The organism is Microvirga aerilata (assembly GCF_016743775.1).
In the GTDB taxonomy this organism is placed as follows: Bacteria; Pseudomonadota; Alphaproteobacteria; order Rhizobiales; family Beijerinckiaceae; genus Microvirga; species Microvirga aerilata.
This window is the reverse complement of the sequence record NZ_JAEQMY010000017.1, coordinates 1-19,583: the sequence shown is the minus strand read 5'-3', so window position 1 is coordinate 19,583 and position 19,583 is coordinate 1. Positions and strand designations below refer to the sequence as shown.

Sequence of the window (19,583 nt, the reverse complement as noted above, 5' to 3'; positions counted from 1 at the left end):
GCATAGTTCAAGGTTCGCCCTTTCATGGTTGAAGTTCCCCCATTTCTGTCGGGTTCGGTCGCGGTCCTGCTCCACCCGAGCATGGTTCCTGTCGTTGACGTGTTCCGCTCCCTCGGCAGCCTGGAAGACCAGTACGACCTGGCTCTTCTCGACGGGCCGGAGCAGGCCCTTGCATTCTATACCCAGCCGGAAGCCGCGAAGGGGATCGTCTCCGACGCCCTGCTGCTCGCCTTTGCCTTGACCCGGCAGCGGGGGAGGCCGTTCTCCCACAAGCCGGTCGGCTCCCGTCACGGCAGCATGGACGAGTACTGTCTCCTGGCGATGATCGGCTCGACGCGGAATCCGGCCTCCGGAGTGGCCGTGGAGGCTGCGGCGCTCCTCGAGATCGTCTCGCTTGATTTCATGTCGGCCCTGGCCGGCGAACTCGTCCGTCAGATGGATCTCGGCTCGCTTGCGTTCGAGCCTCCAGCCCTGCCCGAGTTCAGGGCGATCGTCGGCTATCGCCAGCCTGACGAGGTTGTCGTGGACTCTGTTTTGAGCAGGGCTGAGTTCAACTTCAAAAGCTGAAGATGTTCTAAAAATTATCAAGCACTCAAAAGTAAAGGGGCCGCGATGCGGCCCCTAAACCAATGTGCAGAATCGAGTCGTTATTCCTGGTTGCCGCGAGTGTTGCCTGAGGCCTGACCGCCTTTGCGGCCTGCTTCAGAGGCGAGCTCACGATCCTGGGAGAAAGACCGCTTCTCAGCTGGAACGCTCTTGCCGCCTTTGCTTGCAATTTCGCGCTGCCGGTCAGAGTCCATCGACGCGAAGCCACGCTTCGAAGTCGAACTACCTGGCGCCATCTTATGCCTCCTTAACAAATGGTGTTCGTGCTTCAACAACCGCTCGCGGAATCGATGGTTCCGATGAGGAAGTGTGAACCTTTGCAAAAAAATTCGTGAAAATATTCACGTGCTACAAATTGTTACGCTTAGAGTAAATGTTCGCGCTCGTTCAAGGTGGCTATTGCCTGGCTCAAGTAGAAAGAACCAGCAAGCTACTTACCTTAATGTGGGCTGTTAGGGTTCAATATTTGAGAATTGGATCCTCCTGAAAGGTATGTAGTTGATCCCCGGTCGCTCAAGAGGCTGTTCGGCGCAAGGATCATCCTGGCTGATCTGTAACCTTCGGCACATCCTGGGCGGGAGCGTCACTCTACCGCAGCCTAGTCGGGCCCGTGCCCCATCGATGAATTCTGCCGGACGGGATGGTTGTGTGTTCAAGCCAGTATAGTAACTACGGTAGCGCCCCCGGGGCGCTTGGCCGGGCGGATGGCTTACGAGCAGAGGGCAGGATGACCTACGACGACAACAACGTGTTCGCGAAGATCCTTCGGGGCGAACTCCCATGCCACAAGGTCTACGAGACGGACCGCGTCCTGGCCTTCATGGACGTCATGCCTCGGGGCGACGGCCATGTGCTCGTGATCCCGAAGACCAAAGCCCGCAACCTCCTCGATATCGCGCCGGACGATCTGTCCGAGGTCGCAAAAGCGGTTCAGGTGGTGGGGAGAGCCGCGAAGGCTGCGCTCTCGGCCGATGGGCTGACGATCCAGCAGTTCAATGAAAGCGCAGGCGGGCAGGTGGTCTTCCACATCCACTTCCACATCATCCCCCGCTTCGAGGGAGTGCCGCTGAAGCCCCATACGGGCCAGATGGAAAAGCCCGAGGTCCTGGCGGAGTTGGCCGCCAAGATCCGCGCAGCGCTGCCGGCAGGGTAGTGTGCTGAAGAGGGCGGCGGCAGACGACGGATCGCTGCTGCCCCTGGATTCTCAAAGGATCAGTCCGCCCAATCGAGGGAGCGGGAGACCGCCTTGTTCCACACTGCGTTCAGACGCTCGCGGCGGGAAGCGTCCATGGCGGGCGTCCAGCGCTTGTCGCTGGCCCAGTTGCGGACGAGTTCGTCCGTTCCGCTCCAGAACCCCGTTGCGAGCCCGGCCGCATAGGCGGCGCCCAGGGCCGTGGTCTCGATGACCTTCGGGCGCACCACGGGAACGTCCAGGATATCGGCCTGGAACTGCATCAGCAGCTCGTTGACGACCATGCCGCCATCCGTGCGCAGCTCCCTGGCCGTGATGCCCGTGTCCTTGGTCATGGCGTCCAGCACCTCGCGGGTCTGGAAGGCCGTGGCTTCCAGTGCCGCCCGGGCGATGTGGCCCTTGTTGGCATAGCGGGTCAGGCCGCCGATCAGGCCTCGCGCATGGGAGTTCCAGTGCGGGGCATAGAGGCCCGAGAAGGCCGGCACGATGGTCACGCCGCCATTGTCGTCGACGCTGCGGGCGAGCGGCTCGATCTCCGTGCTGTTCTGGATGATGCCGAGATTGTCCCGCAGCCATTGGACGAGCGCGCCCGCAATCGCAATGGAGCCTTCCAGGGCATAGATGGCCTTGGCCTCGCCGAAGCGATAGCCGACGGTGGTCAGCAGGCCGCATGTGGACGGGTAGGGGGTCTCGCCGGTGTTCATGAGCATGAAGCAGCCGGTCCCGTAGGTGTTCTTGGCCTCGCCCTGCTGGAAGCAGGCCTGTCCCACCAGCGCCGCCTGCTGATCGCCGAGAATGCCGGCAATCGGAACGCCGGCCAAACCGTCGGCCGCTTCCCCATAGACCTCGCTCGACGAGCGGATCCGTGGCAGGCAGGCGCGGGGAATGTCGAAGAGCTGCAGGATTTCCTCGTCCCAGTCGAGGCTTGCCAGATTCATGAGCTGCGTGCGGCTCGCGTTGGTCACGTCGGTGATGTGGCAGCCGTTGTCGATGCCGCCCGTCAGGTTCCACACGAGCCACGTGTCGATATTGCCGAACAGCACGTCGCCGGCCTCGGCCTTCTCGCGGGCTCCCGGCACGTTGTCGAGCAGCCAGCGCAGCTTGAGGCCCGAGAAATAGCTCGCCAGCGGCAGGCCCGTCTTGTCGCGCAGGCGGTCGGGGCCGCCGTCCCGGGCGAAGCTCTCGACGATGGGGTCGACGCGGGTGTCCTGCCAGACGAGGGCGTTGTGGAGGGGTTTGCCCGTATGCCGGTCCCAGATCAGCGTGGTTTCGCGCTGGTTGGTGATGCCGATGGCCGCAAGATCGCGGGGGGACAGCCCTTTCTTGGCCAGTGCTTCCTGGATCACCGTTTGCGTGTTCCGCCAGATCTCGAGGGGATCGTGCTCCACGTAGCCCGGCTTCGGGTAGATCTGCTCGTGTTCCTTCTGTCCGACCGAGACGATGGTTCCGGCCTTGTCGAACACGATGAAGCGCGAGCTGGTCGTGCCCTGATCGATGGCGCCGATATATTGAGCCATGGTCTCCCCCGGAAGGCCTTGTTATTGGGCGGCCACGGAGGCCGCGTTCTGCGTTGCGATGTAGGCGTCGATCCTGGCGGGTGCCTCGGCCGGCACATGGAGGCCGAGCTTGGACCGGCGCCAGAGGATGTCCTCGGCCGTGCGCGCCCATTCCCGGCGCACCAGGTAATCGACCTCCGCGGCAGTCAGCCCCGCGCCGAAATCCTCGCCGAGATCGGGCATGGATGTGGCCGAGCCCAGGAGCTCCTCGATCCGCGTGCCGTAGGCCCGGGAGAGGCGATGGGCCAGGGGCTCGGGCAGGAAGGGCCAGCGCTGGCGCACGGTGGCGAAGAAGCGGTCGAAATCCGCATCCGGCATGTCGCCGCCCGGCATCTTGGCCTTCTCCGTCCAGGAGGGCTTCATGTTCGGGAAATAAGCCTTCAGCTCGTCGAGGGCATGCTCGGAAAGCTTGCGGAAGGTGGTGATCTTGCCGCCGAAAATCGACAGAACGGGCGCCTGGCCCCCAGGCGCATCCATGTCGAACACGTAGTCGCGGGTCACGGCAGAGGCGTTGGTGGAGCCGTCGTCGAAGAGCGGGCGCACGCCCGAATAGGTCCACACCACTTCCGCGGGCGTGACCTCGCGCTTGAAGAAGTGGTTCACGACGTTGCAGAGATACTGGATCTCGTCCTGGGTGATCTCGACCGTCTTGTCCGGCACGGATTCGACCGGGATGTCGGTGGTGCCGATCAGGGTGAACTTCTCCTGGTACGGAATGGCGAAGACGATGCGCTTGTCCGTGTTCTGGAGGATGAAGGCTTCCTTGGTGTCGAAGAGCTTGGGCACCACGATGTGGCTGCCCTTCACCAGGCGCACGTTCTTGGTGGTGTTCAGCCCCAGCTTGGCGTTGAGCACGTCGGCCACGAACGGCCCGCCCGCATTGACGATGACCCGGGCGCGAACCTCCTCGGTCTCGCCGGTCTCCACGTTCTGGAGGGTGGCGACCCAGGTCTTTCCGTCCCGCCGGGCGGAGGTGAGCTTGGTGCGCACCCGGACATCCGCACCGCGCTCGAAGGCGTCGAGGGCGTTCAACGCCACCATGCGGCTGTCCTCGACCCAGCAGTCGGAATAAACGAAGGCCGTGTCGAAGCCGGGCTTGAGGGCCTGGCCGGCGGCATGCCGGGTGAGCTTGATCCCTTCCGTGCCGGGCAGCTTCTTGCGCGGAGCCAGGTGGTCGTACATGAACAGGCCGAGGCGCACGAACCAGGCGGGACGCACCCCCTTCTCGTGCGGCAGGATGAACCGCAGCGGCCAGATGATGTGGGGGGCAGATTCGAGAAGCCGCTCCCGTTCGAACAGGGCCTCGCGAACGAGCCGGAACTCGTAATATTCCAGGTAGCGCAGGCCGCCATGGATCAGCTTGGTGGAGGCGGAGGAGGTGTAGCCGGCAAGGTCGCCCTGCTCGCAGAGCACCACCGAGAGGCCTCGGCCCACGGCATCCCGCGCGATGCCCGCGCCGTTGATGCCGCCGCCCACAATCAGAAGATCTGTCACTGTCGTCACGAACGCGTCTTTCCTTGCAACCCGGTAGCCCTGCAGATGATTTCTTTAGCCGCCTAAAGCAAGCCTGTTGTTTGAATTTTCACGGTTCTTTCGCCAAGGCCAAGTTTAGCACGAATGTGGCCAAAGAGCACAAGGCCATGCCCAAGCAGAGCGCCACGACCGCATCGTAGCTGCCCCACCAGGCCCAGAGAGCGCCGAACGCGAAAGGGGCTGCCGCCATGGCGATCCGGACCGGCATGGCGATCATCCCCTGGATCGCTCCGTAATCCTCGCGGCCGAACAGCTCCGGCGGCAGGAGCGCCTTCACGATGGTGAGCATCCCGTTGGACGCGCCGTACAGCCCCGCAAAAGCCAGGATCAGCCAGGAGCCCGCCGGAACGAAGGGCAGCAGGAGAAAGGCAAGCGCGCTCAGGGCCATGGTGGCGACGCCGATCCCTCTCAGGCTCATGGCCCGCTCGCCGAACCCGGTGAGGAACCGCGCCGCAACCTGGGCCGGCCCAATCACCGCATAGGCGGCCACGGCCGCGTCGATCGAAAAGCCCCGCTCCAGAAAGATCGGGATCAGGTGAATGGGAAGCCCGGTCGAGATGATGCCCTGAAGGACATTGGTCACCACGAACAGCCAGAAGGCCGGCAGCACGAGAACGCAGCGCGGATTCGACAGCGATGGCAGGACCGCCCGGCTTCCGGATTCATGCCGTGGCGGCTTCGAGGCCGCCGGGATGCTGGAGGCGTGCAGCAGCGCGCAGATCCCTATATTCAGGGCCGCCATCGCGAGAATCGTCCCGCGCCAGCCGTAGTGCTCGATCAGGATATGGAGGAGAGGGATGAACACCGTGCTGGCGAAGCCGGCCACAAGGGTGATGATCGTGATCCCACGGCGGGCCAGAAGGCCGAGGTTGAGCGCCAGCACGGCAAAGCCGGCATCGTAGAACAGGGCGCTCATGGCAGCCCCCATGGCGAGCCAGATCAGAACGAAAGCCGGATAGCTCTCCGTCAGGGCCCAGAGAACGAGGAGGAGGGCCGCCAGCACCGAGCCCCCGGTCATCACCGCCCGTCCATAGCCCCGGTCGATGAGCCGCCCGACGGGCAGCGCGAAGAAGGCGGAGGACACGAGGGCGAGCGAGAAGGCTGCGGTCAGCGCCGTCTTCGACCATCCGAGGTCCCGCTCCATGGGCTCGATCAGAAGCGCGAAGGCGTAGAAGAGCGTCCCGTAGGAGACCAGATGGGTGATCGAGAGAGCCGAGACGATGCGCCAGGGCATGGAGCCGGAGGGTGACATTCTTGCTTTATGTCAGGCCCCGAGGTTGACGGATAGGTTTTTAGCCCCCATATGCACAACAGGCGACGGCGCTCGATCATCGAGGCGCTTGAGCGGGACTGCGTGACGGATAATCGCGGAACGGCGAGGACCCCGGTCCCCTTCTTCAATCGCTCAATCATACGACGGCCCCATCACGCGGGCTCTCGCCTCAAGAGCCCTGAAGCGCCAGCTTTTTCAAGCCGAACATGCCTCGCGGCTCACCGCATCCGTTCGAAAGACACCTGTTTTGACACTCTTTACCGATTTCGGATTGGCCCAGCCGATCCTGAAGGCGCTCGCGACCGAGGGCTACGAGAAGCCCACGCCGATCCAGGCGCAGACCATTCCTTTTGCCATGGAAGGCCGCGACGTCTGCGGCATCGCCCAGACCGGCACCGGCAAGACGGCCGCCTTCGCGCTGCCGATCCTGCACCGCCTCTCCGACAGCCCGAAGCCGCGCAGGGCCAAGAGCCCCCGCGTGCTCGTGCTCAGCCCGACCCGTGAGCTCGCCAGCCAGATCGCCGACAGCTTCCGTACCTATGGCCGCAACCTCCGGCTCACCACCGAGGTGGTGTTCGGCGGCGTCACCATCTCCCGCCAGGAGAAGGCGCTGGCCAATGGCGTCGACGTGCTCGTCGCCACGCCCGGCCGCCTGATCGACCTCATCGACCGCAGGGCGTTGAGCCTGCGCGAGATCGAGATCCTCGTTCTCGACGAGGCCGATCAGATGCTCGACCTCGGCTTCATCCATGCGTTGAAGCGCATCGTGACCCTTCTGCCGAAGGACCGCCAGAGCCTGTTCTTCTCGGCCACCATGCCGAAGACGATTTCGTCGCTGGCCGAGTCCTTCCTGCGCAATCCGGCTCATGTGGCCGTCACCCCGGTGGCGACGACCGCCGAGCGTGTCGAGCAGAGCGTGATCTTCGTGCAGACCGGCCGCAAGCAGGCCCTGCTCGAGGTGCTCCTGCGCGACGCGTCCATCGACCGCGTTCTCGTCTTCTCCCGCACCAAGCATGGGGCGGATAAGGTGGTGCGCGGCCTCGAGAAGGCCGGCATCGTGGCGGCCGCCATCCACGGCAACAAGTCCCAGCCGCAGCGTGAAAAGGCCCTGGCCGCTTTCCGCAACGGCACTTGCCGGGTTCTGGTGGCGACCGACATCGCGGCCCGCGGTATCGACGTCGAGGGCGTGTCCCACGTCATCAACTACGACCTGCCGAACGTGGCGGAGTCTTACGTCCACCGCATCGGCCGCACCGCGCGCGCCGGCGCGACAGGTCTTGCGATCTCGTTCTGCAACGACGAGGAAAAGGCCTACCTGAAGGACATCGAGAAGCTGACCCGCCTCAAGGTGCCGGTCGCGGCCCTGCCGGAAGGCTTCTCGGCCGGTCCGGTGGCTGGCGAGGCTTCCGAGCCGTCCCAGCGGGACAGGCAGCCGCAACGCGGTCGTCCGGCTCCGCATGCCCGCGGGCATCAGGGCCACGGCCAGCCGCGCAGCGCCGATCCGAACGCCGACCGGGGCCCGCGTCGCCGCGGACGCAGCGGAAAGCCTGCGGGCAACGGTCAGCCGCAAGGCGGCCAGCCGGCCGGAAACCAGCAGCGTCCCGCACAGGCGCAGCGACCGGCTCAGGGCCAGAGGCCTGTCCAGGGCCAGCGCCCCTCACAGGCAAAGCCTGCCGCGGCCCGCTCCGACGGACGGCGTGGGGACGGTGCCCAGGTGGCTTGGCTCGACAAGAGCCCGCGCCGCCGCTGAGGCATGAGAATAAAAAAAGGCGCCGCAAGGCGCCTTTTTCTTTGAAGAGCGAAGCGTGCTTCCCACCCCTCTCGGCCCCGTCCGAGAGGGGTTTCTTTCGATCGATGCGGGAACACCGCGACTGACGGCCGTGAGGGGAAGCGCGCACGCCCTTGTCGTCCCCTGCGGGTTTTCAGGACCGGGAGGGGGATCATCGGCGCGCTTGATCGTGGATCCCCGTCCTTCACTTCGTGCGCTGGGGATGACACTGGCACCACCTTCAGTGTCGTTCCCGGCCGGAGCGAAGCGGAGGGGGAGGGGATCCACCCACACGCACACCGCTATGAATCCTCATCCCGGCTTTACGGCCGCAAGGCAGACAGTGAACAACAAACCGATCCACTGCCATCATGACCGATGGGTTCAAGTCATGGCATACCATTGGGTTCTTGAAGCCTAACCCGAGGAGACACAGCCCGATGGCCAAACGCGCCGGAAGCGCCGACCTGCCGCTGCATTCCGGCCATGTGCCGAAATGGCTGGCCGATCGCATGACGCGCCTCGGCGGCGTGGTGAGCGAGGCCGTCGTGCACCACTACGGGCGGGACGAGCTGCTGCGCCGGCTCGCGCACCCGTTCTGGTTCCAGTCGTTCGGGGCCGTGATGGGCATGGACTGGCATTCCTCCGGCATCACCACCAGCGTCATCGGAGCTTTGAAACGCGGATTGACGCCGCTCTCCAAGGAGCTCGGAATCCATGTCTGCGGCGGGCGCGGAAAACACTCGCGCCAGACCCCGCACGAGCTGATCACTATTGGCGAGCGCGTGGGCTTCGACGGGGCTGCCCTCGCGAATGCGAGCAGATTGGTCGCAAAGGTCGACAGCGCGGCGATCCAGGACGGGTTCGACCTGTATCTGCACGGCTTCATCGTCACGGACGACGGCAAATGGGCGGTTGTCCAGCAGGGGATGAACGACGGGCGCCGGCAGGCGCGCCGCTATCACTGGCTGTCGGAGGATCTCGAGAGCTTCGTCGACGAGCCGCACACGGCCATCGACGGCATCGGTCAGGGGACGATCGTCAATCTGACCGATCGCCGGGCCGAGGCTTCGCGTCGGGCGCAGATCGAGCTTCTCGGATCCCTCGGACCCGACGGCATCGCCCGCAAATTCCTGGCGCTGGAAGAGCGCGAGCCGGAAACGGCGCCTGTCTCGAGCCCGCAGCTCTTGCTGCCGCACCTGGTGATGCCGGAGCATCATGACGTACGGCCCAAGGATGTGGTGCTGCGGCGGCTCCACGGAACCCTCGCGGCAGCAGCGGATCGCGGACCGGCGGATTTCCCCGATCTCCTGCTGACGCCCGGCGTCGGCCCGCGAACCGTGCAGGCGCTCGCCATGGTGGCGGAGGTGGTGCACGGCACGCCCTGCCGCTTCAGCGATCCGGCGCGCTTCTCCTTCGCCCATGGCGGCAAGGACCGGCACCCGTATCCGGTGCCGGTGCGCGTCTATGACGAAACGATCCGGGTGCTGAAATCGGCCGTCCAGAAGGCGAAGCTTGGGCAGCAGGAGGAGCTGTTCGCCCTGAAGCGCCTGGACGACCAGGCCCGCGCCCTCGAGCGCCACGCCACGGGACCCGACGTGGAGGAGCATATCGGGCGGGAGCGGGCGAGCTCGCATTCCTACGGCGGCCGCTCCATCTTCGGAGACGAGCCGCCGCCCGGGACCGTTTAGCGCTGGGCCTTCTGCAGCAGGCTCTTGTCGAGCATCACGTGGACGCCCTTGTTGCCGTTGACCACCTGCGTGATGCGCAGGTCCGCCGCGAGGCTGCACAGGGCATAGGCCTCCGCCTTCGTGATGCCGGTGCGCTCCACGATCAGGCCGATCATGCTGCGCAGCGCGATGACCACGCAGTCGTCGAGATCGGGATCGAACGCCATGGTCATGACGTGCGTCGGCGTTTCGGCCATGGGCCAGGTGAGGCTCATGTCCTCGCGCAGATGCAGCCCGAAGGTGCCGATCAGCCCGGTCTCGATGGCCGTGACGCAAACCTCGCCGTCGCCTTGCACGCCATGTCCGTCGCCGACGGAGAACAGGGCGCCGTCCACATGGATCGGCAGATAAAGAGTGGTGCCCGCCACAAGCTCCTTGTTGTCGAGATTGCCGCCGTTGCGGCGCGGCGGAAGCGTGCTCAAGCTCCCCCATCCGGCAGGCGGTGCAACCGCCATGACGCCGAAGAACGGCCGCAACGGCAGCTCCAGACCCCAAGGCATCCGGCCCGTCATGCGCTCGCGGTCGAGCGGGATGTGCATGAGGTGCATCTCGTCGAAATCGTCAGGGAGCGCCCCCTTCTGCGGCCCCACATAGGTGAAGCCCCAGTCGTAATGCAGCTGAATGTCCTCGATGCGGACTTCGAGAACCTGACCCGCCTTGGCGCCGCGCACCGCGACCGGGCCGGTGCAGATATGGCCCGGCAGCTTTGGCCGCATGGCCGCATGCACCGCCGTCAGCGCTTCCGGGATCGCGAAGGGCGCCTGCGGCATCACCTCCGGCCCTCCCGACACGGTCGAGATCGTGACCGTGTCGCCTGACTCGGCGGTGAGACGAGGCGCAAGCCCCGCATCGAAATAGCCCCAGTGAACGGTGTCCGGGGAAGCATCAATCCGGTATTCAGCCACGAAGCACCTCTGCAGGACGATCTCTGTACGGGATGTCTCGCATTCCCTGCCCGCAAGAACAACAGGCCACTTGTGCCAGAGTCCAGCCTTGCCTCTTTCGAGAGACAAGCATGGTCTTGAAGCGTTGTTATAATGTATAAGGATCTTCCTTGTCCCAGGAGATCCCATGTCCAAGCCTGAAATCGTGGTCACCGATGCCGTCGACGAGGAGATCGAAGCGATCATCCGCGGCGGCCTGAACTCTTACAACGATGAGATGACCGGATATTCAGATCGGCAACCTCTTGCCGTTCTCGTGAAGAATCCGGCGACCGGAGAAGTGTTGGGAGGCGCAGTGGGTCGCTCATCCCTGGGTCTGCTGTTCCTGGACCTCTTCCATCTCCCAAAACATCTTCGGGGGTCGGGTCTTGGAACCTCCATCCTTCAGGCCTTCGAGGAGGAGGGGAGACGCCGAGGCTGCGTCACGGGAGTTCTCTACACCATCAGTTTCCAAGCGCCTGGATTCTACGAGCGCCATGGCTGGCGCCGTTTCGGTGAGATCGCCTGCCAGCCGCCGGGAACAAGCAGGATTTTTCTGACAAAGCAGCTTTAGTTCGATCACCGGAGAATATAATTCTCCCGGTCTAATGATACGGGTCGGCCGCGTCTCTCAAGCCATCGCCCATGAAGTTGAACGCCAGCACCACGATCACCACGGGCAGCATGGGAAAGAGCAGCCAGGGATGAAGCTGCACGGCGGCGAGGTTCTGGGCTTCGTTGAGCAGCACGCCCCAGCTCGTCACCGGCGGTCGAAGGCCCAAGCCTAAGAAGGACAGGGCCGTTTCGCCGAGGATCATGGACGGGATCGAGAGCGTGGCGGACGCGATCAGGTGGCTCATGAAATTCGGAATGAGGTGGCGGGCGATCACGCGCTGCTTGGACGCGCCCATCAGCTCCGCCGCCTTCACGAAATCCTCTTCGCGCAGCGAGAGCAGTTTCGAGCGCACGGCGCGCGCGAGGCCCGGCCAGTCGAGAAGGCCGAGGATGATGGTGATGCCGAAGAAGACCAGGATCGGGCTCCAGTTCGGGGGGAGTGCCGCCGACAGCGCAAGCCACAGGGGCAGCTCCGGCAGGGAGCGCAGGATCTCGATGATCCGCTGGATCACGTGATCGACCCAGCCGCCGAGATAGCCCGCGAGCCCTCCGAAGAGGAGGCCGAGCGTGAACGACACCGCGATGCCGACGATGCCGATGGTGAGCGAGATGCGCGCTCCGTAGATGATGCGCGAGAGCAGGTCGCGCCCGAGCCTGTCGGTGCCCAGGAGGAAGAACGTGCCGCCTTCGGGCGGGCAGAACAGGTGAATGTCGGTCTGCCACATCCCCCACAACTCATAGGCATCGGCCCGGCAGAGGAACCGGATCGGCTGCGGGCGCGAGGTGTCGACCGTGTAGACGCGCCGGAAGCTCTCCAGGTCGAAGCTGTAAGTGTAGGGATAGGTGAAGGGGCCAATGAGGCGGCCCTCGTGCATCAGGTGGATGCCCTGCGGCGGCGCGTAGAGGAATTCCCCGTGGCGCTTGGTCTGGTTGTAGGGCGCGATCACCTCGACGAACGGGATCAGGGCGTAGAAGGCGAGAAGAATGAAGGCTGCGGCCACCGCCACCTTGTGACGGCGGAACTTCCACCACATGAGCTGCCAGGAGGAGGCGCGGTAGAAGCTTTCGCTGCCTGCGCCCACCGGCTCCGTCTTGCCGGGATCGAAGGGCGCCGGATCGACATAGTGGCGCTTGGCGGGAAGGGCCGTGTTCATCGTGCGCCTCCCATGCGGATGCGCGGATCGAGCCAGGCGAGCAGGAGATCGGAGACCAGCATGCCCACAACCGTGAGAACGGCGACGAACATGAGAATGAAGCCGGCCAGGAACTGGTCCTGGCTCTTCAGCGAGCTCAGCAGGATCGGCCCGACGGTGGGCAGGCTCATCACCAGCGACACCAGGACGGAACCGGATACCAGATTCGGCAGCAGGTTGCCGATATCGGCGATGAAGGGGTTGAGCGACATGCGGAAGGGATATTTCAGCAGGGCCTTGGTCGGTCCCAGGCCCTTCGCCTTGGCGGTCACGTAGTATTGCTTGCTGAGCTCGTCGAGCAGGTTCGCGCGCATGCGCCGGATCATGGCCGCCGTTCCGCTGAGGCCGATCACCACGGTCGGCACGAGAAGATGCGAGAGCAGGGACTGGATCTTCGGCCAGCTCCATGGCTCGCCCGCGAATTGCGGGTCGTAGAGCCCGCCGATGGAAATGCCGAACCAGCGGTTCAGGTAGTAGAGCAGGATGAGCGCCAGCAGGAAGTTCGGCGTGGCGAGCCCGATATAGCCGATGAAGGTGGCGATGTAGTCGCCGGTCGAATACTGGCGCGTGGCCGAATAGATGGCGATGGGGATCGCGATCACGTGGATGAAGATCACGGCGGCGAAGTTGACGAACAGGGTGAGCCACAGGGCATCGCCCACCACATCGACCACGGGCTTGTCGAACTCGAAGGACCAGCCCCAGTCGCCCTGCAGCAGGCCCGAGAAGCCGTTCGGGCCGGGCATGACGCCGAGCCACACCAGGTATTGCTGCCAGGCGGGCTTATCGAGCCCGTATTGCTGAATCAGGAACTCGGCTTTCGCGATGGAGGCGGATTCGCCCTGCGCCCTCAGCTCGGCGATCTGGTTGGTCAGGAAGTCGCCCGGGGGCAGCTTGATGATGAAGAAGACCAGGGCGGAGATGATCAGCAGCGTCACCGCCATGGTGACCCCGCGACGCAACAGAAAACGGATCATCGACGGGCCTCTTTGCCGGCGGCTTTGTTCCAGTAGATCTCGTCAAGGCGATAGATGCCGAGCATGGCGGTGGGCTCCCAGCTGTAGAGCGCCTTGGCGGGAAGACCCTCCAGCCCGTTGCGGGTCACGATGGGCTGCAGCGCGCCGGAGATGGTGCCGATGGTCCATTGATTCTCCACGTGGTTGCGCAGCATCTCGCGCCAGGCGTGCCGCTGCACCTCCCTGTTCCCGGTGTTCATCCAAGTATCGTAGAGATCCAGCAGGCGCTGGGCTTCCGGCAGGTCGACGGCCTCTCCGTTCTTGCCCTTGGTTTCCACGTACTGCCCCCATTTCGGCCAGGCGTAATTGTCCTGGCGCATGGGCGCGAGCTCGGTCGGGGGCATGAGGGCGGTGGGGATCGCGTTGTCGAGCCCCGGTGCCGCCACCATGACCGTGAGGCCAGCGAACGAGCGGTTGCGCAGCACGGTGCGATCCTGCGGCTTCACGAACAGCCTGACGCCGATCTCGCGCCAGAATTCGCTGACGAGGGTGAGCCCGTCCACCACGAGGCTGCTCTCCCCGTCGGTTTCGACGATGATCTCCAGCTCGCGCCCGTCGGGCAGCAGGCGGATGCCGGCGCCGTTGCGCTTGGACAGGCCGATCTCGTCGAGAAGGCGCGAGGCCTCCGCCGGATCGTAGGCGGCGTTCGCGGTTCTGAGCTCCGGCGAGAAGAGGGGGCTTTCCGGCACGATGGTGTTGTTGCCCTCGTGGCCCAGCCCGAAGAGCAGCGCGTTGTTCAGGGTCTTGCGGTCGATGCCCAGCGACAGGGCGCGGCGGAAACGGATGTCCCGGTTGAGCCCGCGCCACACGGGATCGGCCGTGTTGAGGTTGGGATAGAGCGCAAGCTCCGTGCCGCGCGCATAGGGCCAGAGCAGGGTCTTGTAGCCCTTGGCCTTCTCGCCCTCCTTGAGCACGGGAATGTCGCCCATGGAAAGGCCGCGGAACAGGAGGTCCTCCTCGCCCGCATTGGCCTTTGCGGCGAAGAGGCCGGTGGCCGACACGTCCATGATGATCCGGTCGACGTAAGGAAGCTGCTGCCCCTGCCGGTCGACGCGGTGGTAGTAGGGATTGCGCTCGAAGACGAAGCGGTTGGCCGGCGCCGTGTTCGTCACGCGCCAGGGCATCAGGGTGGGCAGGCCGGGGTTGGTCTGCTCCTTCATGTCGTCCATGCGGTTGTGCAGGGCCGCCCAGGATTTCAGCTTCTGCTGCTTGGCCTTCTCCTCCAGGGCTGCCTTGTCGGCATATTTCGCGTGGAACTGCCTCAGGTAGGCGGATGCCCGGTAGATGCCGGGATCGAGCGGGCCTGCCAGCTGCGGCAGGAAACGCGGATTGGGCCTGTCCCAGGTGTAGCGGACGGTGCGCTCGTCGACGACCTCGAAGCGCGGAGGCTTTCCGTCCACCAGCATGAATTCGGGCGGACCGGCCGGCGAGAGGTCCAGGTTGTGGGCGATGTCCTCCCAGTAATAGCGGAAGTCCTCCGCCGTGAAGGGGGAACCGTCGGACCAGCGGTGGCCCGGGCGCAGGGTGAAGGTAAAGACCCGGTCGTCCTCGTTGTCGAATTTTTCCAGGAGATCGGGCTGGAGCTCCAGGTTCCGGTCGTAGCCCACAAGCCGGGTGTAGGCATAGGTGGAGATGTAGCGGATGTCCCGGGGGCGGGGCACCAGGGTGACGATGTCGCCGCCATATTGGCCTGCCGCATCGACCACGATGGGTGTTTTGGGCAGGCGTTCGGCAAGCGGCGGAAGCTTCTTGTCCGCGGGCAGGCTCGCGAAGAAGGGCGGCTCCTTGAAGTCCTGCGCCAGGGCCGGGAGCGCCAAGGCGCCGAGGACGGCCGCAAGCAGGAATGCTCTTTTGGGTGCTCCGAGCAACATCACGCAGCCTCCTGGGCTGTCACGGCGCCGAGACGGACCTTATGGCCGGGTTCGATTTCTTTCATATGCCCTACCTCGCCGGGCTGGATGCGGAAAGGCTCCGGCCATTCGGAAGGGTTCGAGAAGCGGTCCGCCCGCAGCTTGGCGAAGTCGAGGGGCCGGTCGATGTCCGGGTCCGGCACCGCGGCCAGGAGCGCCTGCGTGTAGGGATGCACCGGATTGCGGAAGAGGGAGGATTTCGGCGCTTCCTCGACGATGTAGCCCCGGCACATGACCGCGATGCTGTCGGCGATGTAGTCCACCACCGCAAGGTTGTGCGACACGAACAGATAGGACAGGCCGAGGGCCGACTGCAGGTCTTTCAGCAGGTTCAGCACCTGCGCCTGCACCGACACGTCGAGGGCCGAGACCGGCTCGTCGCACAGCAGCACGCGCGGCTCGAGCGCCAGCGCCCGCGCGATGCCGAGGCGCTGGCGCTGGCCGCCGGAGAAGGAGTGCGGATAGCGCCGCAAGGAACGCTGGTCGAGGCCCACCATGTCGAGGAGTTGCTTGACCCGCTCGTAGCGGCCGTCCGACGTGCCGATGTTGTGGATGCGCAAGGGCTCCGTGAGAAGCTCGTACACGGTCATGCGCGGGTTGAGCGACGAGAACGGGTCCTGGAAGATGAACTGCACCGTGCGCCGGTAATCGGTCAGCGCTTCCCCTTCGAGCTGGTGCACGTCCCTGAGGCCCGTGCCGTCGTCGAACATCACCCGGCCCGCGCTGGGGGGAAGGGCGCGCATGATCATCTTGGAAACGGTGGTCTTGCCGCAGCCGGATTCGCCCACGAGGCCCAGGGTCTTGCCCGCGGGAAGCTCCAGGTCGACCTTGTTCACGGCGCGGATCTCCCTGGTCTTGCCGGAGAACCAGCCGGATCGGAGCGTGAAGCACTTCGTCAGGCCCTCGACCTTCAGGATGGGCCCTGCGGGTTGGACGCGTTCGGGCGCATGAGCGGTCGCAAGGGCCGAGCTCGTCACCTCGCGAATCGGGGTCAGGCGCTCGTTCTCCCCCATGGCGAAGCGCGGGACGGCGCGCATGAGCGCCTGGAGATAGGGATGCTGCGCGTTGCGGAAGATGTCGTCCCGGGAGCCGGCCTCCATGATCCGCCCGCGGTACATGACCACCACCTCGTCGGCCACGTTGGCGACGACGCCGAGATCGTGGGTGATCAGGAGCACGGACATGCCGGTCTCGCCCTGAAGCTCCTTGATCAGGTCCAGGATCTGGGCCTGCGTGGTCACGTCGAGGGCCGTTGTCGGCTCGTCGGCGATCAGCAGGGCCGGGCGGGTGATGAGCGCCATGGCGATCATGGCGCGCTGGCGCAGGCCGCCGGAGAGCTCGAACGGATAGGTTCGCAAGGCGCGCTTCGGATCCGGAAACCCGACCCGCGCCAGAACCTCCATCGTCCGCCGGTTCGCCTCGCCCTGATCCACCTTGGCGTGGATGGTGAGCGCCTCGGAGATCTGGTCGCCGACCGTGTGCAGCGGCGACAGGGACGTCATCGGCTCCTGGAAGATCATGGCGATGCGCCCGCCGCGCAGGGCGTGCATGGCATCGCTCTCGGGCCGCAGCTCCGCAATGTCGACAGGGGCGCCGTTGGTCGGATCCTTGAACAGGATGGAGCCCCCGGAAATGCGGGCCTTCTTCGACAGGATCTGGAGAATGGCCTGAGCCGTGACGGACTTGCCGGAACCGGACTCGCCCACGAGCGCCACGGTTTTCCCTTTGGGAATGTCGAACGTCAGACCATCGACGGCCCGGAAGTCTCCGGCATCGGTGTGAAAATCGACTGTCAGTTGGCGAACCGACAGGAGCGGCGCTTCCATATGCTCCTCCAGAGGCTACGAGCATAACGCATTAGATCGCAACCGTGATCCTGTTTCCATTGCGAAGCAACTCATCGGGCCTCAGGAAATAAATTTCCCGATCGGCAAGATGGGCCATAAGCCTTTCGCATAACGACCAGATGACTTCGTCATGAACGAGATGATGGGTGAGAAAGCCGATGGGCTCGTTCGGATCGGCTTTGCCGGCAACCCGCCGCTCGACGGCCCCGGCGATGCCGGCGACGAGCTCTTCCGGCTCGACAAGGCTGCGGGTGCCATGCCAGTCGATGGGGTCGATATGGGTGTTGATCCGGGTGAGCCCCGGCGCTGCAAACGCGGTCTCCCGATCCCCGAAGGTCGACAGAGCCGTAAAGCCCAGGGACGGCAGGGGGGCGATGACATCGGCGGAGATCCGGTTCCAGGGCGGAACGAAGACCGGCAGGAGCTTCGGCCCGAGGCGCTCCCTTGCCCGATGCAGCCCTTGTTCGGCCTCCAACGTCATGATCTCGCGCGGACGGTGAGCACCGAACTCGGCCTTCTTCTGGCCGGCAGGCGCATGGTTGGCATGGCTCCATCCATGCACGAGAGCAAAGGCCCGGTCCTCATCGGCCATGCGCCGGATCAGGGAAGTTTCGAGAGCCTGGGGAATGACCGCGAGCGCGATTCCGGCATCGAAGCGCCCGGCAAGGGCGAGGAGCCGGTCGAGCTGGGGCGTCGCGGCAACCGCGTCGTCATCCCGCCACCAGAAGCCAACAGGGCAGCTCCGGTCCCGTGCCCGATCCAGGGCCTGATCGAGAGGGGACCAGTCGATGGTCCGATGAAGAGCCGGTCTGGCGAGAGCGAGATCTTCCGCAACGGCAACGCTCCGTCTTGCGCCATCGAGCGAGATGGAAGGAGACTGGTAGGATGCATGTGGAAGTTCCTGCCGGATCGCTTCCACAAGACGCTCCGGCGACAGCTCCGCCTCCGGCACGATTGCGGCAAGGCCCAGCGCCTTCAGGCGCTCCGCGCGAAGCCGCTGCTCCGTCTCGTGGCCCGCCTCGAACGGGACGAGAACCGACCGGACGCCGCAGCGCAGGAGATCGACGACCGTGTTGTAGCCCGCTTGGCTGACCGACAGTTCGGCCCCGGACAGGAGGGCACGGAAATCGGGTCGTGCCCGCTCGACGGTGACGTGGGCGGGAGCGCTCCGCCGGAGAGCTTCGAATTCCGCCTCGGGCACCCCCCGTCCGATCAGGACGCGCCAGAGGCGATCCGTCAGGCTGCGTGCCGCCTCGACGGCTGCGCGGTAGAGCGGAAGGCTTGCCGCGCTCGACCCGCCCGACACCACGATGCCCTGCTTCTCCTTCTGCGGCGGAGGGCTCTCGCTCTCATCCACATAGCCGGTGTAGCGGAGAAGCGGCGCAATCCGCTCGTCCACCGGCCATGAGGCTTCGAGCGGAACGAGCTGCGGATCGCCATGGACGAGGATCGCATCGTAGTTGCGCAGAACCCGTTCATGGGCTTCCCCGATCCGCTCTGCCTTCGAGGGCGCCACGAGGATGTCGCGGATCGAGCACAGGATGAGCGGGCGCGGGTTCAGCGCGCGGGCAGCCTCGACGAGGGCCATGAATTCCTCCGCCAGAACACGCCGCCCGAAGGGGAAGAGCTCCGTGATCAAAACGTCGGGCCGAGCAGCCTCGAGGATTTTGAGCACAAGATCCTGCCGGGCGCCGCGATAACTGTCATCGACCGGAACCCCTGCTTCGTCGAGCAGTGTCTTGAAGTCCGTGCCAACGATGCGCACGGGCGGCAGCTGGATGAAGGAAACATGATCGAGAGGCGTGAGGCGGGCGGGGGCTCCGCCCGACACAAGCGTCGTCTGGTGCCCCGCTTGAGCAAAGGCGCGTGCCAAGGCGGCGGCTCTGGTGAGGTGGCCCGCTCCGAGAAGATGCGTGACGGCAATCAGGACGCGCAGGCTCATGGTCGGGCTCCGTCCGTGAGCGGCCGGAGCGCATCGCGCAGGCGCTCGGCGGCGCGATCGAGATCCCGTTCCTGCCTGACGAAACGGGAGGCGGCGAAGCCGAGACGATGACGCATTTCCCGATCCTGCAAGAGATGGCCCACTGCATCGGCAAAACCCGCAATGCTGCCGGGCGGGGTCAGCAAGCCGGTTTTGCCGTGCTTCACCACGCTGGCGACGCCCCCGTAAGCGCCGGCGACCACCGCGCAGCGAAAGGCTTGCGCCTCGAGCAGCACCATGCCGTAGGCCTCGTTGACCGCAGGCCAGACGAAAAGATCGGCAGCCTCATAGAGCGCCTTGAGGTCCGCCTTGCTGTCGATCCTTCCATGCAGGCGCACCCGTGGCGCGAGGGGAGCAAACAGCCGCTCCACCTTGTGTCGCGCTTCGCCGTCGCCCACGACGTCGAGGGTCCAGGGGAGGTGCCGAAGGTTGTGGAGAGC

16 protein-coding genes are annotated in these 19,583 nt (G+C 65.1%); 5 read left to right on the top strand and 11 right to left on the bottom strand.

The window, feature by feature from the left end:
- Nucleotides 1-24: 24 nt before the first annotated feature.
- Entirely contained in the window at nt 25-567 is a 543-nt protein-coding gene (locus tag JKG68_RS13690) for a hypothetical protein (RefSeq protein ID WP_202060308.1), read from the top strand.
- An 80-nt stretch (nt 568-647) separates the two neighbouring features.
- Here JKG68_RS13690 and JKG68_RS13685 read toward each other — a convergent pair whose 3' ends face one another.
- Nucleotides 648-842: a con-10 family general stress protein gene (locus tag JKG68_RS13685; RefSeq protein WP_202060306.1), complete on the bottom strand. Its 195-nt coding sequence runs from the start codon at nt 840-842 to the stop codon at nt 648-650.
- Nucleotides 843-1,333: 491 nt separating this feature from the next.
- Here JKG68_RS13685 and JKG68_RS13680 point away from each other — a divergent pair, with 491 nt between their 5' ends.
- A complete protein-coding gene (locus tag JKG68_RS13680) occupies nt 1,334-1,759 on the top strand; it encodes an HIT family protein (RefSeq protein WP_202060304.1) in 426 nt (141 codons plus the stop codon).
- Between the two features lie 59 nt (nt 1,760-1,818).
- Here the strand turns inward: JKG68_RS13680 and glpK are convergent, their stop codons facing one another.
- The 3 genes from glpK to JKG68_RS13665 form a co-directional block, all read right to left on the bottom strand.
- Nucleotides 1,819-3,315, bottom strand: a complete 1,497-nt coding sequence (gene glpK / locus JKG68_RS13675) for a glycerol kinase GlpK (protein ID WP_202060302.1) — start codon at nt 3,313-3,315, stop codon at nt 1,819-1,821.
- Between the two features lie 21 nt (nt 3,316-3,336).
- Nucleotides 3,337-4,857: a glycerol-3-phosphate dehydrogenase gene (locus JKG68_RS13670; protein ID WP_202060300.1), complete on the bottom strand. Its 1,521-nt coding sequence runs from the start codon at nt 4,855-4,857 to the stop codon at nt 3,337-3,339.
- Nucleotides 4,858-4,936: 79 nt separating this feature from the next.
- Nucleotides 4,937-6,139, bottom strand: coding sequence for an MFS transporter (locus JKG68_RS13665; RefSeq protein ID WP_202060298.1), 1,203 nt, complete (start codon nt 6,137-6,139; stop codon nt 4,937-4,939).
- Nucleotides 6,140-6,407: 268 nt separating this feature from the next.
- On the opposite strand from JKG68_RS13665, the gene JKG68_RS13660 reads away from it, so the two are divergent.
- Nucleotides 6,408-7,910 carry a DEAD/DEAH box helicase gene (locus JKG68_RS13660; RefSeq protein ID WP_202060296.1) on the top strand — a complete coding sequence of 501 codons (1,503 nt, stop codon included), beginning with the start codon at nt 6,408-6,410 and terminating at the stop codon, nt 7,908-7,910.
- A gap of 458 nt (nt 7,911-8,368) precedes the next feature.
- Nucleotides 8,369-9,619: a DUF763 domain-containing protein gene (locus JKG68_RS13655; protein WP_202060294.1), complete on the top strand. Its 1,251-nt coding sequence runs from the start codon at nt 8,369-8,371 to the stop codon at nt 9,617-9,619.
- On the opposite strand, the gene JKG68_RS13650 is transcribed toward JKG68_RS13655, so the two are convergent.
- Nucleotides 9,616-10,563, bottom strand: a complete 948-nt coding sequence (locus tag JKG68_RS13650; RefSeq protein ID WP_202060292.1) for an acetamidase/formamidase family protein — start codon at nt 10,561-10,563, stop codon at nt 9,616-9,618. The two genes, JKG68_RS13655 and JKG68_RS13650, sit on opposite strands and share 4 nt — an antisense overlap.
- Nucleotides 10,564-10,729: 166 nt before the next feature.
- Here JKG68_RS13650 and JKG68_RS13645 point away from each other — a divergent pair, with 166 nt between their 5' ends.
- Nucleotides 10,730-11,155, top strand: a complete 426-nt coding sequence (locus JKG68_RS13645) for a GNAT family N-acetyltransferase (protein ID WP_202060290.1) — start codon at nt 10,730-10,732, stop codon at nt 11,153-11,155.
- A 31-nt stretch (nt 11,156-11,186) separates the two neighbouring features.
- Here the strand turns inward: JKG68_RS13645 and JKG68_RS13640 are convergent, their stop codons facing one another.
- From JKG68_RS13640 to JKG68_RS13615, 6 genes are all read right to left on the bottom strand, one after another.
- Nucleotides 11,187-12,350, bottom strand: coding sequence for an ABC transporter permease (locus JKG68_RS13640; RefSeq protein WP_202060288.1), 1,164 nt, complete (start codon nt 12,348-12,350; stop codon nt 11,187-11,189).
- Nucleotides 12,347-13,366 carry an ABC transporter permease gene (locus JKG68_RS13635; RefSeq protein WP_202060286.1) on the bottom strand — a complete coding sequence of 340 codons (1,020 nt, stop codon included), beginning with the start codon at nt 13,364-13,366 and terminating at the stop codon, nt 12,347-12,349. The genes JKG68_RS13640 and JKG68_RS13635 overlap by 4 nt, the downstream gene beginning before the upstream one ends.
- On the bottom strand, nt 13,363-15,276 hold the full coding sequence (locus JKG68_RS13630) for an ABC transporter substrate-binding protein (protein ID WP_202060284.1): 1,914 nt from the start codon (nt 15,274-15,276) through the stop codon (nt 13,363-13,365). The genes JKG68_RS13635 and JKG68_RS13630 overlap by 4 nt, the downstream gene beginning before the upstream one ends.
- The gene (locus JKG68_RS13625) at nt 15,276-17,141 is read right to left on the bottom strand and encodes an ABC transporter ATP-binding protein (protein WP_202060282.1); all 1,866 of its coding nucleotides are present in this window, start codon (nt 17,139-17,141) and stop codon (nt 15,276-15,278) included. The genes JKG68_RS13630 and JKG68_RS13625 overlap by 1 nt, the downstream gene beginning before the upstream one ends.
- Before the next feature lie 31 nt (nt 17,142-17,172).
- Entirely contained in the window at nt 17,173-19,104 is a 1,932-nt protein-coding gene (locus JKG68_RS13620) for a glycosyltransferase (protein WP_202060281.1), read from the bottom strand.
- Nucleotides 19,101-19,583: glycosyltransferase family 4 protein (locus tag JKG68_RS13615; protein WP_202060279.1), on the bottom strand; the 483-nt coding region annotated here is incomplete at its 5' end. The genes JKG68_RS13615 and JKG68_RS13620, both read right to left, overlap by 4 nt.